The organism is Brevundimonas sp. (assembly GCF_023259385.1).
GTDB lineage: Bacteria > Pseudomonadota > Alphaproteobacteria > Caulobacterales > Caulobacteraceae > Brevundimonas.
This window is the reverse complement of record NZ_JAHFPF010000059.1, coordinates 1-14,827: the sequence shown is the minus strand read 5'-3', so window position 1 is coordinate 14,827 and position 14,827 is coordinate 1. Positions and strand designations below refer to the sequence as shown.

General features: G+C 68.1%; 19 protein-coding genes. 15 read left to right on the top strand and 4 right to left on the bottom strand.

Annotated elements, in window-relative coordinates; all coding sequences use genetic code 11:
• Positions 1 to 122: 122 nt before the first annotated feature.
• The 12 genes from Q0C81_RS06460 to Q0C81_RS06405 all read left to right on the top strand — a co-directional run bounded on the left by Q0C81_RS06460 (position 123) and on the right by Q0C81_RS06405 (position 9,752).
• Positions 123 to 278 (top strand): hypothetical protein, encoded by a 156-nt coding sequence (locus Q0C81_RS06460; protein WP_291835245.1) that lies wholly within the window; start codon positions 123 to 125, stop codon positions 276 to 278.
• A complete protein-coding gene (locus Q0C81_RS06455) occupies positions 275 to 550 on the top strand; it encodes a hypothetical protein (RefSeq protein WP_291835243.1) in 276 nt (91 codons plus the stop codon). Before Q0C81_RS06460 ends, Q0C81_RS06455 begins: the two co-directional genes overlap by 4 nt.
• Positions 550 to 933 carry a M15 family metallopeptidase gene (locus Q0C81_RS06450; protein WP_291835240.1) on the top strand — a complete coding sequence of 128 codons (384 nt, stop codon included), beginning with the start codon at positions 550 to 552 and terminating at the stop codon, positions 931 to 933. The genes Q0C81_RS06455 and Q0C81_RS06450 overlap by 1 nt, the downstream gene beginning before the upstream one ends.
• Complete coding sequence (locus Q0C81_RS06445; RefSeq protein WP_291835237.1) at positions 930 to 1,415, top strand: hypothetical protein; 486 nt, start codon at positions 930 to 932, stop codon at positions 1,413 to 1,415. The genes Q0C81_RS06450 and Q0C81_RS06445 overlap by 4 nt, the downstream gene beginning before the upstream one ends.
• A 346-nt stretch (positions 1,416 to 1,761) precedes the next feature.
• Positions 1,762 to 2,595 carry a flagellin gene (locus Q0C81_RS06440; RefSeq protein WP_291835234.1) on the top strand — a complete coding sequence of 278 codons (834 nt, stop codon included), beginning with the start codon at positions 1,762 to 1,764 and terminating at the stop codon, positions 2,593 to 2,595.
• Between the two features lie 97 nt (positions 2,596 to 2,692).
• The gene (locus tag Q0C81_RS06435) at positions 2,693 to 2,977 is read left to right on the top strand and encodes a flagellar protein FlaG (RefSeq protein ID WP_291835231.1); all 285 of its coding nucleotides are present in this window, start codon (positions 2,693 to 2,695) and stop codon (positions 2,975 to 2,977) included.
• Between the two features lie 129 nt (positions 2,978 to 3,106).
• Entirely contained in the window at positions 3,107 to 3,940 is an 834-nt protein-coding gene (locus Q0C81_RS06430) for a flagellin (RefSeq protein ID WP_291835228.1), read from the top strand.
• Positions 3,941 to 4,202: 262 nt separating this feature from the next.
• The gene (locus tag Q0C81_RS06425; RefSeq protein WP_291835225.1) at positions 4,203 to 6,929 is read left to right on the top strand and encodes a transcriptional regulator; all 2,727 of its coding nucleotides are present in this window, start codon (positions 4,203 to 4,205) and stop codon (positions 6,927 to 6,929) included.
• A 73-nt stretch (positions 6,930 to 7,002) separates the two neighbouring features.
• Complete coding sequence (locus Q0C81_RS06420; protein ID WP_291835222.1) at positions 7,003 to 7,677, top strand: hypothetical protein; 675 nt, start codon at positions 7,003 to 7,005, stop codon at positions 7,675 to 7,677.
• Positions 7,677 to 8,111 carry a hypothetical protein gene (locus Q0C81_RS06415; protein ID WP_291835219.1) on the top strand — a complete coding sequence of 145 codons (435 nt, stop codon included), beginning with the start codon at positions 7,677 to 7,679 and terminating at the stop codon, positions 8,109 to 8,111. The genes Q0C81_RS06420 and Q0C81_RS06415 overlap by 1 nt, the downstream gene beginning before the upstream one ends.
• Before the next feature lie 167 nt (positions 8,112 to 8,278).
• Complete coding sequence (gene ssb / locus Q0C81_RS06410) at positions 8,279 to 8,755, top strand: single-stranded DNA-binding protein (RefSeq protein WP_291835215.1); 477 nt, start codon at positions 8,279 to 8,281, stop codon at positions 8,753 to 8,755.
• A gap of 91 nt (positions 8,756 to 8,846) precedes the next feature.
• Positions 8,847 to 9,752: a DMT family transporter gene (locus Q0C81_RS06405; protein ID WP_291835212.1), complete on the top strand. Its 906-nt coding sequence runs from the start codon at positions 8,847 to 8,849 to the stop codon at positions 9,750 to 9,752.
• A gap of 72 nt (positions 9,753 to 9,824) precedes the next feature.
• On the opposite strand, the gene Q0C81_RS06400 is transcribed toward Q0C81_RS06405, so the two are convergent.
• Together Q0C81_RS06400 and lspA are read right to left on the bottom strand one after the other, a co-directional pair.
• Positions 9,825 to 10,388 carry a DUF3035 domain-containing protein gene (locus tag Q0C81_RS06400; protein ID WP_291835209.1) on the bottom strand — a complete coding sequence of 188 codons (564 nt, stop codon included), beginning with the start codon at positions 10,386 to 10,388 and terminating at the stop codon, positions 9,825 to 9,827.
• Positions 10,389 to 10,448: 60 nt separating this feature from the next.
• Positions 10,449 to 10,991 carry a signal peptidase II gene (gene lspA, locus Q0C81_RS06395; RefSeq protein ID WP_291835207.1) on the bottom strand — a complete coding sequence of 181 codons (543 nt, stop codon included), beginning with the start codon at positions 10,989 to 10,991 and terminating at the stop codon, positions 10,449 to 10,451.
• Positions 10,992 to 11,166: 175 nt separating this feature from the next.
• Between lspA and Q0C81_RS06390 the strand changes: the two genes are divergently transcribed.
• The gene (locus tag Q0C81_RS06390; RefSeq protein WP_291835204.1) at positions 11,167 to 12,429 is read left to right on the top strand and encodes a cation:proton antiporter; all 1,263 of its coding nucleotides are present in this window, start codon (positions 11,167 to 11,169) and stop codon (positions 12,427 to 12,429) included.
• An 18-nt stretch (positions 12,430 to 12,447) separates the two neighbouring features.
• Here Q0C81_RS06390 and Q0C81_RS06385 read toward each other — a convergent pair whose 3' ends face one another.
• Positions 12,448 to 13,239: a PhoH family protein gene (locus tag Q0C81_RS06385; RefSeq protein WP_291835247.1), complete on the bottom strand. Its 792-nt coding sequence runs from the start codon at positions 13,237 to 13,239 to the stop codon at positions 12,448 to 12,450.
• A gap of 287 nt (positions 13,240 to 13,526) precedes the next feature.
• Here Q0C81_RS06385 and Q0C81_RS06380 point away from each other — a divergent pair, with 287 nt between their 5' ends.
• The gene (locus Q0C81_RS06380) at positions 13,527 to 14,060 is read left to right on the top strand and encodes a gamma carbonic anhydrase family protein (RefSeq protein ID WP_291835202.1); all 534 of its coding nucleotides are present in this window, start codon (positions 13,527 to 13,529) and stop codon (positions 14,058 to 14,060) included.
• Here Q0C81_RS06380 and Q0C81_RS06375 read toward each other — a convergent pair whose 3' ends face one another.
• Positions 14,061 to 14,603 (bottom strand): PAS domain-containing protein, encoded by a 543-nt coding sequence (locus tag Q0C81_RS06375; RefSeq protein ID WP_291835199.1) that lies wholly within the window; start codon positions 14,601 to 14,603, stop codon positions 14,061 to 14,063.
• Here Q0C81_RS06375 and Q0C81_RS06370 point away from each other — a divergent pair.
• A partial coding sequence (locus Q0C81_RS06370; protein WP_291835196.1) for a hypothetical protein occupies positions 14,595 to 14,827 on the top strand: 233 nt, incomplete at its 3' end. The genes Q0C81_RS06375 and Q0C81_RS06370 overlap by 9 nt on opposite strands.

Below are 14,827 nucleotides of genomic sequence, written 5' to 3'. Positions count from 1 at the left end.
GGGGCCGGAGGGGCCGTGGGCGGCGGCGGCGGAGGCGGGGGCGCGGGCGTGACCGCAGGCGGCGTCGGAGGCTCCGGCGCGCCCGGCGTCGTCTGGCTGATCGCCCAGGGATGAGGTCCGCCATGCACGCCGACTGGACTCCCGACGAGGCCGAGACCCTGGACCCCGACGCCCGGGAAGTCCCGCTGCGGCTGACGAAGGATGAATTGCTTGCGTCGGCGGACGTGGGCTGGCGGCGCCACGGATGGCGCCTTGATGAGATGGAGGACGACCGATGACCGATCCTGCGATCCCTGAAGAGGTCTCGCCGCTGGCCGAGGGGCGGTGGCTGTGGCGCCGCCTCTATGTGTTCGCCACGAGCGGCGTCGCCTGGCTGTTGCTGGACCGGCTGATCCCCTTGGTCCCCGCCGCGGCGGCGCCGCGGCTGGTCGAGGGGCTGATGAGCCTGCTGGCCCTGACCATGGTGCTCTATCTGGTCGCGCCCAGCGCGCAGCAGCTGATCGTCAGCCTGCGCCTTCTGCGGCCCGGACCGGGCGGGGAGGGACGCTGATGGCCTTCCGCCTCTCCACCCGCTCCCTGACCCGCATGGCGGGCGTGCATCCGCGCCTGGTCGCCGTGGTCAACGAGGCGATCACCCTGACGCCGGTGGACTTCATGGTCACCGAGGGACTGCGCACGCCCGATCGCCAGGCCGCCCTGGTGCGCGCCGGGGCGAGCCGGACGAAGAACTCGCGTCACCTGACCGGCCATGCGGTCGATGTCGCCGCCCTGATCGACGGGCAGGTGCGATGGGACTGGCCGCTGTATCCCCGCATCGCCGCGGCCTTCAAGGCCGCCGCCGCCCGGCAGGGAACGGCCATCGTCTGGGGCGGCGACTGGACGACCCTGCGCGACGGCCCGCATTTCGAACTCGACCGGAAGGTCTTTCCGTGAGCCCGCGAACCCTCCTGCGTCTTCTGACCCCGGCCGGCGTCGGGCTGGCCGCGATCATCCTGATCGTCGTCCTGGTCGTCGCCGGGCGCGGCCTGGGCCTGCACTGGGACCCGTTCGGTCTCGGCGCCCGGCGCCTGGAGCGCGCCGAACGGCAGGCCGAGGCGGCGACCGCCGAGGCTCAGGCTCGTGGGCTGGAGGTCGAAGGCGCGGCGGCCCAGACCCGTCGTCTCGAACAGCAACATCAACAATCGGTCGATCTGGCGCGGGTCACCGCCGCCGCCGAGGCCAAGGCGAGGAACGCCCATGACTCCGATCTCCCGCTGGCCCCTGATCGCGTCGATCGCCTGCGCGGTCATGACCGCGAGCTGTGCCGCCTCGCGCCCGCCGTCTGCGTCGCCGCCCCGGCTGGTCCTGCCCCAGGCGGCGTTGACGCCGTGCCGGCTGGACCGACTGCCGGCCGCCCCGACCCTGGCGGATCTTGAGGCGTCCTATATGGCGCGCGGCCAGGCCCTGGCGGAGTGCGACGCCGCCCGGCAGGCCGCGGTCGAGACCCTGCGGGCCGAACGCGCCCTGCAGGACCGCTGGCGGAAGGGCGGATCGTAGGCTTGCGGCAGTTTCTGCAGGCCTTGCCCGGCAGATCTTGCCGGGACCCGGCAGAAATTACCGGGGTCGGTACGTGCTTAACAGGAACTAACGCAACAAAAACAATGGTCGCTCGTCTGGCATGGCGGAAAAGCGACTGGCCCCGCCCTTGCTGCGGTGTCCCCTGAGCAAAATGCTCCCGGCCGCCAAAATGGCGTCGGACACCTTGAAACAAGGATACTCGTCATGGCGCTGAACAGCGTTAACACGAACGTGGGCGCAATGGTCGCCCTGCAGAACCTGTCGATCACGAACAGCGAACTGCAAACGGTTCAAAGCCGTATCAACACCGGCAAGGTCGTCTCGTCCGCCAAGGACAACGGCGCCATCTTCGCCATCGCCACCTCGCAACGTGCCGAAGTCAGCGCCCTGGGCGCTGTCAAGGACAGCCTGAACCGCGGTCAGTCGGCCGTGGACGTGGCGCTTTCGGCTGGTGAGTCGGTCTCTGACCTGCTCGGCCAACTGAAGGAAAAGGCCCTCTCGGCCACCGATAAGAGCCTGACCACTTCGGCTCGCGCTGCTCTGAACGAAGACTTCAAGGCCATTCGCGACCAGATCGCGACCGTGGTTTCGAACGCCAAGTTCAACGGCGTCAACCTGCTGGACAACTCGACCGGCACGGGTGGTTACAAGGCCCTGGCCAACACTTCGGGTACGACCATCAAGGTGGCGGGTGAAAACCTGTCGCTGGGCGGCGCCAACGTCACCGTCACCGCGACGATGACCATCGGCACCTCCACCCTGGCCGGCACGGCTCTGGCAGCCGTCAACGCCTCGATCGACAAGGTCTCGGCCTCGCTCGCCCGTCTGGGCACGGGTTCGAAGTCGTTCGGCACGCACCTGAACTTCGTCGGCAAGCTGCAAGACACCATCGAAGCCGGTGTCGGCAACCTGGTCGACGCCGACCTGGCCAAGGAAAGCGCCCGACTGCAAGCGCTGCAAACCAAGCAACAGCTGGGTGTGCAGGCTCTGTCGATCGCCAACTCCTCGACCTCCACGCTGCTGGGACTGTTCCGCTAAGGAACTTGACCGGAAGGGCGGGGTCCTAGGGCCCCGCCCAACCGGTCTCCAGTCCCCTTGAAGGGAACCGCCGTTTTAACAACGGTCGGCAGGAGACATGCAAAACAATGCGAAGATTGGCGCCGTAGCCGCTTACGAAATTCCGACCGTCCCCGTCGCCACCGGCGGCGATTTCCATGACTCCAGGGCGCAGCAGGATGCCGAACAGGCCGCTCGCTACCGTCTGGTGATCGAGGAAGGGCCCCGGTCCGGATCCTTCATCTACAAGACGATGGACCGGGTCACCGGCGAGGTCGTCAAGCAGCTGCCCCGCGAACAGGTCGTCGGCCTGATGCAGGACACCGACTACAGCGCCGGCGCGGTGATCGACACCCGGGCCTGACGCATTCGAGACCCCACGAAACGCCGCGCAGGAGCGATCCGCGCGGTTAAGACGCGTGGTGAATCGCTGTTAACCATGTGTGCACGGTTCGTCCTCTAGCCTTGGCCAAACCTCGAAGGGCCGAGTCGGATGACGAATAGCGTCCATACCAATGTCGCCGCGCAGATCGCGCTGCAGAACCTGACCACGACGAACAGCCGCCTGGCGGATGTGCAGAGTCGCGTCTCCACGGGCCTGAAAGTCCAGGGCGCCAAGGACAACGCCGCGATCTGGGCCATCGCCCAGACCCAGCGCGCGGATGTCGGCGCGCTCGGCGCGGTGAAGCAGAGCCTGGACCGCGCGACCTCGATCGCGGACGTGGCCCTGTCCGCCGGCGAATCGATCTCGGACCTGCTGAACCAGCTCAAGGAAAAGGTCACCGCGGCGAAGGACACCTCGCTGAAGACCCAGTCGCGCCAGCTGCTGAACGCCGACTTCCAGGCCCTGATGAAGGCGATCAAGTCGGCGGTGGACAACGCGGCCTTCGACGGCGGCAACATCCTGAACGGCTCGCTGACCACCGGCATCAAATTCCTGGCCAACGCCGACGCCTCGGCCTTCGTGACCCTGGCGTCGAAGAACCTGTCGCTGGGCGGTTCGATCATCGAGCTGTCGCTGAGCGACAGCCTGATGACCCTGACCGGCGCGGCCACGGCGCTGACCAAGCTGGACGATTCGATCACCCAGCTGAACGCCGCCCTCGGCGAGATCGGCGCCCAGGCCAAGCAGATCCAGGCGCACAACACCTTCGTGTCCAAGCTGGTCGACACGCTGGAATCGGGCATCGGCAACCTGGTCGACGCCGACCTGGCCAAGGAAAGCGCCCGGCTTCAGGCCCTGCAGGTCCAGCAGCAGCTGGGCGCGCAATCGCTGTCGATCGCCAACCAGGCGCCGCAGATCATCCTGTCGCTCTTCCAAGGCTAAGCCAGCCGGCGGCTCCCGGAGCGGCCGATGGAAACGGGTTCGGGTCGTCGGCGGTTCGCGCCGCGCGGCCCGAAGCCGTACAAGGAAAGCAACGATCTCAGGGCGTTGACGAAGGCACTCATCAGGCACTCCTCCGTATCCGGCACGCGATAAACGGGTGCTGTCGACCATTGTTCCCTGAGTCGCGGCGGAAGTCGCTCCGAACCCGGCCGTTAAGCCCTCGTTACAGCTCAGGCGTCAGACTGCGCGCGAGGAGCGCTCTGTGATCAACAACAGCTATCTTCTGGGTCTCTACGGTGGAACGGCGTCGCCCTCGACGTCGTACTCGACCCTGAATGCGCTCGCCAAATCCAAGGCCCAGCCGACGCCGCCGTGGTCGACCTCGGTCAAGGCGCCGGAGCAGAGCGCGCTGTTGCGCGCCGCCCTGGGCGGCCGGGACTTCATCAACGAGGGCGCGGCCCAGCTCGATATCAAGGGCGCCTCGACCGACTACAAGAAGCTGTTCGCCCTGTATCAGGGCCTCGAGACCATGAACGCCCTGATCACCCGCGCGGGGACCAAGGGCGTGACCGCCCTGGAGATGACCCAGCTGAACAAGCGGTTCGCGGCGGGCATGGCCGAGGTCGGCAAATGGCTGCCGGGCGCGGATCTGGACGCCATCCGTCTGGTGCAGGGCACCTCGTCCTCGACCAGCAAGACCACCGCCGCCGTGGCGCGGGACGGCGCGATCTCGGTCACGGGGCCGATTCACGAGGGCTCGCCCGACGCGCTGGCCCCGGCCTTCGCCGGCGAGGTGCAGTTCAACATCACGGTCAAGAAGGGCGACAACACCACCAAGTCGGTGGCCATCGACCTTGCGGACATGGGGACCAAGCCCCGGACGCTGACCAATGTGCTGGACCACATCAACGCCAAGCTTGGGGATGCCGGGCTGGAGACGCGGCTCGGCCGCGAACTGGTCAAGCCTGAACCCAAGACCATGACCGTCGGCGGCAAGACCGTCACCCTGCCGGCCGGTCCCGACCAGTTCGCCTTGGTGGTGCGCGGCGTGACGACCGAAAAGGTCAGCTTCACCCCGACCACGGCCGCGGACGCCGTCTATGTGGTGCAGGGCTCCGGCACGGCCGGCGGCCTGCAGATGCTCAAATTCCAGAGCGACACCGGCGGCGCCGCGCCCCCGCCCGTCGCCGGCGTCGGCGAGACCCAGTGGGTCGACGGCCGCGCTTCCCAGACCGGCCTGCCGGAGGGCGTCGAGACGGTCCGCGCCAGCACCACGGGACCGGATGGTTCGGTGTGGATGGTGGCGGACCTCAAGGCGGGCCCGGACAACCAGCCGATCAAGGGCCAGAGGGACGTCGCGCTGATCAAGCTCGATTCCGCCGGCCGCGTGGTCATGACCCAGGCCATCGGCGCGGCCTCGACCGCCAGCGGCTACGCCATCGCCGTCGACGCCAACGGCCGGGTGGCCGTGGCCGGTTCGGTCACCGGCGCGCTGGACGCGGGCAAGGCGGGCGATGTGGCCACCGTCGCCGACAGCTTCGTGACCGTCTTCGATGCGGAAGGGCAGGAGGTCTGGACCCAGCGCCGCGGAGCCCGCGCCGCCGACGAGGCGACCTCGGTCAGCTTCGGTCCCAACGGCACGGTCTATGTGGGCGGGCGCGCCCAGTCGGCCATGACGGGCACGGTCGGCGTGGGCGGCTGGGACGGCTACGTCCAGGCGTTCAGCGAGACCCAGGAACACAAGTATGCGCCCGTCGTCTCCAAGGCGGCGGGGGTCTCGCAGTTCGGCACGGCCGGAACCGACGGCGTCGACGCCATCGTGGTGGACGGGAACAATCTCTATTCGGCGGGCGTCGAGGACGGCCGCATCGTGGTGCGCCAGTTCACCCTCGCGGCGGACGGCAAGCCGACCCTGGCCGCCACGCGCGATCTGGGCGACGCCAGCGGCGAGATCAGCGGCCTGGCCGTCGAGAACGGCAAGGTGATCATCAGCGGCACGACCCGTAACGCGTCGCTGGGCGTCGGCACGATCACCACGGCCCACCATGGCGGCAAGGACGCCTTCGTGGCCGTGATCGACGACAGCCTGGTCGCCTCGACCGACGACCGCCTGACCTATGTCGGCGGCGCGGGCGACGACAGCGCCGCGGACATGAAGATCCAGGGCGGCAAGGTCTGGCTGACCGGCATCGCCAACCGGCCCGAGGACGCCAAGGCCACCGATCCGACCAAGGCCTATCTGACCCGCATCGACCCGACGACTGGCGCGGTCGAGTGGCGGCGCGACTGGGAAGGGGACGGGGCGCAGGCCAAGCCCCTGACGCTGGCGGTCGCCGCCGGCGGCGCCAGCGTGCTGGACCGGCTGGGTCTGCCGCAGGGCGAGATCGACCAGAGCCAGTCCAAGACCCTGACTAACGCCACCTCCCTGCGGGCCGGCGACCGATTCTACGTGTCGCCCGCCGACGGCGGCCGGCCCGTGGCGGTCACCATCGAAGCCCGGGACACCCTGCAGAGCCTGGGCCGCAAGATCGAACAGGCTTCGAACATGAAGCTGAAGGTCACCGTGGTGTCCGAGACGGCCAAGGGCGCCGAGCCGGGCGATCTGGCCACCGCCCTGCGCACCGGTCTGCAGCGCCTGTCCATCGTCGCGCGCGACGGGGTGAAGGGCGCCGTGCTGACCTCGGGCGAGACCGGCCGCGACGCACTGGCGGGGCTGGGCTTGTCGCAAGGCTATATCGGCAAGACGGTCGGCGACGACGTCACCAAAACCTTCGGCCTGGGCCTGCCGACCAACCTGACCCTCACGGACGCCGCCGCGGTCAAGACGGCCGGGGAGAAGGTGCAGGCGGCGATGAAGGCGATCCGCGACGCCTATCGCGCGCTGTCCCCGGAATCGGCCAAGCCCGCGGTCACCGGCCAGGCCCCGGCCTACCTGACCGCCCAGCTGGCCAACTACCAGGCGGCGCTTGCGCGTCTGGGCGGCGGCTGACGCCGTCAACGTAAAGCGTTGACGGGCCCTGCTCCGGCGGGGTTATTGGGGGCTCCATCCGCGCGAGCCTTTCATGCCCAAGGACAACCGTATCCTCATCGCGATCGGCGCCGCAGTCGCCGTCGTGATCGCCGTCATCGTCGGCCTGTTGATGACGGGCGGACGTGACGAGCCCGCCGCGCCGCCGCCGGCCGCGCAAGGCGGGCTGACCGTCTCCGTGGCGGATGCGCCGGGTCTGGATTCCACGCGTGAGCTGCGCTGCTACGTCGACGGCCAGTTCGTCGGCATGGCCACCCTGACCGATTGCGCGCGCCGCAACGGCCTGGCCACGGATGCTCTGGATGTCGGTGTCGATGCGACCGGCAATCTGGTCGCCGCCCCGACCGCCTCCCTGACCCCGCCGCCGTCGGCGCCCCCGGTCGAACTGACCGAGACCCAGCCTGACGCCACGCCGATCGAATCGACCCAGCCCGCTCAACCCGCGCCGCAGCCGGCGGCGGCCGGCGGCGCCTGCCTGCGCTACACGGGATCGGACTGGCGGACGGTGTCGTCGGGCATGAGCCTGAACCAGTGCGTCGTCGCGCTGTACGCCGGCACCTGCGTGCGCCCGGGCGAGGCCCTGTACGGCCGCTGGGGCGAGACGACCCTGCGCCTGGTCCCGCGCCGCGTGGAACAATCGCCCGACAACAACCGCTTCCGCCTGCTGGCGGATCAGGACCGCCGCTGCCAGTTCCCGGATCTCCATTGATGAAGCGCACCTCCATCGTTCTCGCCGCGGGCGTCGGCCTCCTGGCGCTGGGCGCCTGCCAGAACACCACCAAGGCCCCGTTCGATCCGGGCGTCTGCTACGCGGTCGAGCTGGGCAAGGAAGGCGAGGCGCCGACGTTCAACGTCGTCGCGCGCGACCAGCCGCAGATCGAATTCTGCGCCGCCCGTCTTGAAGAGATGCGGCTGCGCTTCCTCAGCCTGGGCGGCAGCCGCCGCGAGGTCATCGGTTCCTACCAGGGCCAGTTCATCTTCATCGACCGCGCCGGCGTCTCCTTCGGCAAGACGCTGGAGGGCTCGCGCTTCATGGCGCTGGCCCGGACCGGAGACGGCCGCCTGGCCATTCCGGGCGCGATCCAGCAGGAGGTGGACGCCCCCCGCGGACCGCCGGCGCCGGTCGCCGCCCCGCCGCGGTAGGGTCCGCTTCGCGCTGGACAGTGTGGAACAAAGGTGGAACAAGTCGCGCTTCTGTGGATTGCGACGACAAATCGGCCCCGGCGGCGCGAAAGCGCGCTAGGCCACGTGAGAACGGCCTGAATCAGCGCGAAAAGCGTGGTGGGCCAGCTAGCTAAAGGAGCTCGATGATGGCGGGCAGCGTCAACAAGGTCATTCTGGTCGGCAACCTGGGCAAGGACCCGGAGATCCGCACCCTCAACTCGGGCGAACGCGTCGCCAACCTGTCCCTGGCGACCTCGGAGACGTGGCGCGACAAGGCCACCGGCGAGCGGAAGGAAAAGACCGAGTGGCACCGGGTGGTCATCTTCAACGAGAACATCGTGAAGGTCGCCGAGAACTATCTGAAGAAGGGCTCGACCGTTTACGTCGAGGGCTCTCTCACGACCCGCAAATACGAGCAGGGCGGCGTCGAGAAATACACCACCGAGATCGTGCTGCAGAAGTTCCGCGGCGAACTGACCATGCTGGGCGGCCGTTCGGACGGCGCCGGCGGCGGTCAGTCGCGCGGCGATGACGACTATTCCTCGGGCTTCTCGACCGGCGGCGCCAACAAGCCCTCGGGTCCCAAGGAAAGCTACGACCTGAACGACGACATTCCGTTCTAGGGAACGGTTCGGCCTTCACGGCCACATTCCGAAATGTGAAGTGTCGGGTGCGGGTCTCGCACCCGGCACGTTCACGGGCTAACCCGGTGCGGTGATCACCCCGGACAAGCCTCACAGCCCGCTCAGCCTCATCGAGATCGGCGCCATCGTCGCGATCGTCGTCATCTGGGGCGTGAACAACGCCGCCGCCAAGGTGGCGACCGAGGTCCTGCCTCCCCTGATGACCGGCGCCCTGCGATTCGCCATCGCGGCGGCCTGCCTGATTCCCTTCGTCCGCCCGCCCTTCCCGAACTGGAAGAGCCTGCTGCTGATCGTCTGCATCGGCGGGCCGCTGCACTACGGCCTCGTCTATCTCGCCTTCTGGCTGGCGCATGACGTCAGTCCGGTGTCCGTCGCCACCCAGCTGTGGGTGCCGTTCACCGCCCTGTTCGCCTTCCTGCTGCTGGGCGAGCGCCTGTCGCGATTCGCCCTGATCGGAATGGGCGTGGCCTTCCTCGGCGTCGCCTGGATGACGCTGGACGCCCATGCCATCGAGGACTGGAAGGGAATCACCGTCGGCGTCGCCGCCGCCAGCGCCTGGGCCATCACGACGGTCATCGCCCGCCGCACCACCTCGATCCCGCCCTTGAAGATGCAGGGCCTGCTGTCGCTGGTCGCCCTGCCGACGCTGGCGTTCGGTTCGGCGATGTTCGAGCGGGGGCAGTGGGAAGCGATCCAGAAAGCGGACGCCCTGATCTGGGCCTGCCTGATCTGGGCCGGGCTGGTCTCTTCGGTGCTGGCGACGACCCTGGTCTTCTGGCTGGTGCAGAAACGCGAGGCGGGTCGGGTGACGCCCTATCTGCTGGCCACGCCGGTGGTCTCGATACTGATCGGCTGGTCCCTGCTGGACGACGTTCTGACCCCGCAGATCCTGACCGGCGCGGCCATGACCCTGGGCGGCGTGGCTGTGGTGGCCTTGGCCGAGCGGGGCCTGCGCGCCGGCGCCGCCAAGGCATGAACCCAAAAGCTGGAACGAAAAAGGCCCGGACGCTGGGCGTCCGGGCCTGATTCTCTAACGCTGGATCCGGTCCTAGAGGCCGGGGAGCTTGAAGCCCGAGTCGCGGCGCGGCGTGATGGTGATGCCGCCGCGGCCGCCGGTCAGCGCCTGCATGCGGGCGTATTCGCTGGCGGCGTCGATGGTCAGGGCGCCTTCCGACGTCTGGGTCGTGGTCGCGGCCTGGGTCGAGGCGTCGTCGCGGCGCCAGAACATGATGCGGTTGGCCCAGCTCTCTTCCTTGTGGGCCAGATCGCCGAACTCGTCGTCGATCACATAGCGCGCCAGCGGGTCGGCGCGGTCGCCGCCGGCCTGGGCCACCAGAATCTGCTCGCCCGGCGAACGGGTGACGGACTGGCGCTGGCCGAGAAGAATCTGACGGGCGGCCGATTCCGGGGCCAGCTCCTGCGGGCGCGGTTGGCCCGGCGCCGGCGGACGCAGGCCGTATTCCGGCGGCACGGTCAGCGGGGCGGTCGAAACCGTCAGGAACTCGTCGGGCGTCACCTTGGACAGGCCGATGCTCTGCTGGAGGTTGCTGCACGCGCCCAGCGCGAGCGCGGACACGGCGAGGGTCAGAACGGCGGTAGTGCGAAGACGCATGATCAATCCCGGTGCAGCGCGCCGACAGGCGCACGCGTAAACCCTAGTGGAAGCGGCTGATTACGACTTTTCGGCGGCGAGGCCAACCTTGGCCGCGCGTTCGGAGAGCAGGCTGTCGAGGATCAGCAGAATCACGCCGATGGTGATGGCGCTGTCGGCGACGTTGAACACCCACGGGAAGACGCCGGTGCCCGAGAAGTCGGCGAAGTCGACCACGAAGCCGAAACGGATGCGATCGATGACATTGCCGACGGCCCCGCCGATGACCAGGCCGATGGCGGTGATCAGCAGGCGGCGGTCGGCCTTCAGCGCCCACCAGCCCAGCAGGCCGGCGACCCCGATCGAGAAGACGCTCAGGAACCAGCGACCGGCGCCGCCGCCGAACAGGCCGAAGCTGACGCCGTCATTGGCCACGAAGGTGATCTTGAAGAACGAGCCCAGCACCTCGATCGAGCGATAGCCCCACAGCTCGCGATCCAGCATCGCGCCGCTGGCGTCGAGCATGTTCAGGCCGGACAGGACCCAGGCCTTGGTCAGTTGATCGAGGACGATCACAACAAGGGCGAAGCCGTAGGCGGCGTAGGCGATACGGGGGATTTTCATTCGGTTCGCTGAAAGATTGAGCGGTTCGGGTTAGCAGCCCGCGCCTCGCGCGCGAAGGGTTTTTCTGGCGGCACAGCGTCGCGGAACCCGGTTTTTCCTTGTCCAGCGGGGCTTCAGGCCCCAGATGTGACGCTTCAACCCGCAAGGATTTCCCCACGCACTCGAAGGAGCGCCGATGACGCATGCCGATGTGGCCGAGCAAGCCGCGCACGTGGCCAGCCACGCCGACAGCCTGATCCTTACCCTGGTCGGCGGCTTCGTGTTGGCCTTCCTGTTCGGGATGCTGGCCAACCGGCTGAAGCTGTCTCCATTGGTGGGCTATCTGGTCGCCGGCATCGTGGTCGGACCGCACACCGGCGGCTTCGTCGCGGACACCGAACTGGCGCCCCAGTTGGCCGAGATCGGGGTGATCCTGCTGATGTTCGGGGTCGGGCTGCATTTCTCGCTGGCCGACCTCATGAAGGTCCGCAAGATCGCCATCCCGGGCGCCCTGGTGCAGATCACGGCGGCGACGGCGCTGGGCTGGGGCCTCGGTCGGCTGATGGGCATGAGCGATCTCGAGGCCATCCTGATGGGGTTCGCCCTGTCCGTCGCCTCGACCGTGGTGCTGTTGCGGGCGCTGGAAGAGCGCAAACAGGTCAAGGGCGACGTCGGCCGCATCGCCATGGGCTGGCTGATCGTCGAGGATCTGGTGATCGTCATCGCCCTTGTCATCCTGCCGCTGCTGGTGATCCAGCCGGGCAGCACGCTGAACGGCGGCGAGCTGGCCGGGTCGATCGGCTGGACGCTGTTCAAGGTCGCGGGGTTCACCGCGGTCATGCTGGTCGTGGGCGCCAAGGTGCTGCCCTGGGTGCTGGTGCGGATCGCCCATACCAAGTCGCGCGAGCTGTTCACCCTGGGCGTTCTGGCGATCGCCCTGGGCATCGCCTGGGTGGCCTACGCCCTGTTCCACTCCTTCGCCCTGGGCGCCTTCCTGGCCGGGCTGGTGCTGAACAGTTCGCCGCTGGGCCATAACGCCGCCGAGCGCTCCCTGCCGCTGCGCGACGCCTTCGCCGTGCTGTTCTTCGTCTCGGTGGGGATGCTGTTCGACTGGCATATCCTGATCGACCGTCCGCTGGCCGTGCTGGGCCTGTTGGCCATCGTCATCGTCGGCAAGTCGATCGCGGCGCTGGCCATCACGACCGTGTTCAAGCTGGACAAGGCGACCAGCCTGACCGTCGCCGCGGCCCTGGCCCAGATCGGCGAGTTCTCGTTCATCCTGGCGGCGCTCAGCGTCCAGCTGGGCGGGATGCGGCAGGAAACGCACGACCTGATCCTGGCCGCCGCCCTGTTGTCGATCTCGCTGAACCCGTTCGTCTTCGCCTTCATCGATCGCATTGGGGCCAAACCAAAAACGCCCCCCAAGGTGGAGAGCGTTCCGGTTCGCGACCTGATCTGATCGGAAAGCTTTAGCCGCCTAGAGGACGCCGATCATCGAGGCGACCAGCGGGTGACGGACGATGTCCTGTTCGGCCAGGCGCACCACGGCGATGTCCGGCACGGGCATCAGGCGTTCAGCGATGTCCGACAGGCCGGAGATGCCCGGCAGCAGGTCGGACTGCTGCGGGTCGCCGGTGACTACCATGGTCGAATGCCAGCCCAGGCGGGTCAGCAGCATCTTCAGTTGCACGTAGGTGCAGTTCTGGGCCTCGTCGACGACGATGAAGGCGTTGTTCAGGGTGCGGCCGCGCATGTAGCCGATCGGGGCGATCTCGATCAGGCCCTCGGCCATCAGCGCCTTGACCCGCTTCATCGAGAGCCGGTCCGACAGGGCGTCGTAGAGCGGGCGTAGATAGGGGGCCAGCTTGTCCTCCATATCGCCGGGCAGGAAGCCGATCGATTCGCCGGCCTCGACGGCGGGGCGGCTCAGGACGATGCGTCCGACCTTGCCCGCTTCCAGCGCCTCGACCGCCTTGGCCACGGCCAGATAGGTCTTGCCCGTCCCTGCGGGGCCGAGCGCCAGGACCAGGTTGTGATGATCGATCATCGTCATCAGCTCGGCCTGGCCGTCCGACTTGGGTTTCAGCGTCTTCAGATAGGCCTGGTCCCGCTCGTCATTCGACGGATTGGGCGACCAGCCTGCATGGGTCGGCAAGCGCCGCACCTTGGAGTCCTGGATGAACTGGCTCGTATCGAGCACCCCGAACTCACGGGATGCTTCACGGGTCTGACGCTTCAGGGCCGCACGTTTGGTCATGGACGCCTCCAGGGCATGAAAAAAGGCGATGCCGCAAAAGCATCGCCTCGAACGATCGTGGGGAGGAGAGAAGAGGATGCGACGCATCCGCCCGGGTCGGAGGAAGGATCAACTTCCAGCGGACGGAGCCGCCGAACCGAACGCACCACGCGCGTTCCCCCTGCTTGACCGGACCGGGCTTGATCCGGTTACGGATCCGGGGCCGAAATGTCGGTCTCGAATCGCATCAACAGATTGATGCTAGCGTGGTTTACGAAGGCTTAAAGCGCTGATTAAGCCAAAGATGAGGTGATGTTTCGATGACGATCTATGCGTTGGCGGACAAGAAACCGCAGCTTCCGCCTGAGGGCGAATACTGGGTTGCGCCAAATGCCGTGGTGACAGGAGATGTGATTCTCAAACCCGGCGCCAGTGTCTGGTTCGGCGCGGTCGTGCGCGGCGACAACGATCCCATCACCATCGGCCGGGACACCAATATCCAGGACGGCAGCGTGCTGCATTCCGATCCCGGCGAGCCCTTGACCATCGGCGACGGGGTGACCGTCGGGCATATGGTCATGCTCCACAGCTGCGAGATCGGCGACAACACCCTGATCGGCATCGGCGCGGTGGTGCTGGGCCGGGCGAAGATCGGGAAGAACTGCCTGATCGGCGCCAACGCCCTGATCACCGAGGGCAAGGTGATTCCTGACAATTCCCTGGTCATGGGCCAGCCGGGCAAGGTCGTGCGCGAGCTGGAGCCCGGCCAGATCGAGGCGCTGAGGGTTTCGGCCGCCCACTATGTCCAGAACTGGAAGCGTTATGTGCGCGACCTGACCGAGGTCGGCGCCTGATCAGGCGATGCGGCGGCCCTGAACGGCGGCGAGGCTTAGCGGGGGACGGCCGGGCTCTCCAGCGGCGACCGCGACGCGGGCGGTCAGCAGAGCGGCTCCCTTGGCGAGCGGCGTCAGGGCGACGGCGGGCGCGAACAGGCCGAGCAGCTGGTCCGGCCGCCCGGTAGGGCCGCGCAGGGGAGCGACCACCATCTCGACCGGAACGGCGGGATCGCCGGGCGCGAGGCCGACGACGACCACGGGGCGGGCTTCACGGACGGACTGGGCCAGGGCGGCCTCGATCAGGTCGTTCGAGGCGGGCCGCCACAGTGCGGCTAGCGAGTCTCCCGCCAGCGGGCGGCGATAGAACAGCTCCAGCGCCGTCCCGGCGAGGCGCAGCATGGCCTGACCGTCCTGCCAGTCGGCCACGAAGGCGCGGGGCAGGCAGCGGCCGAGAGCCTCGGGATACAGCCCGGCGCGCGCCGGAATCCCGCCGCGGACGTCCGCCGCGCGGGCCAGGCCGGTCCAGTGATCGATCAGCAGCTGCGTATCAGGGTGAAACACGACATTCGTCTCCGGACGGAATGCCGCAAGGGGCGGGCCGCGAAGGCAACGGAAACGCAAGGCTTTTGGCGTCTGATGCAGTTTGGAACGGTCCGCGTGCTTTGCGGATCGCGCGAAAACTCATCTGGAGGTCGGCCCATGGGGGTGCGGATCATGACCTGGCTGCCGGCTGCGGCGGGCTTTCTGGCTCTCTCGGCGGTCGCCGACGACGCCGCGGCCCAGTG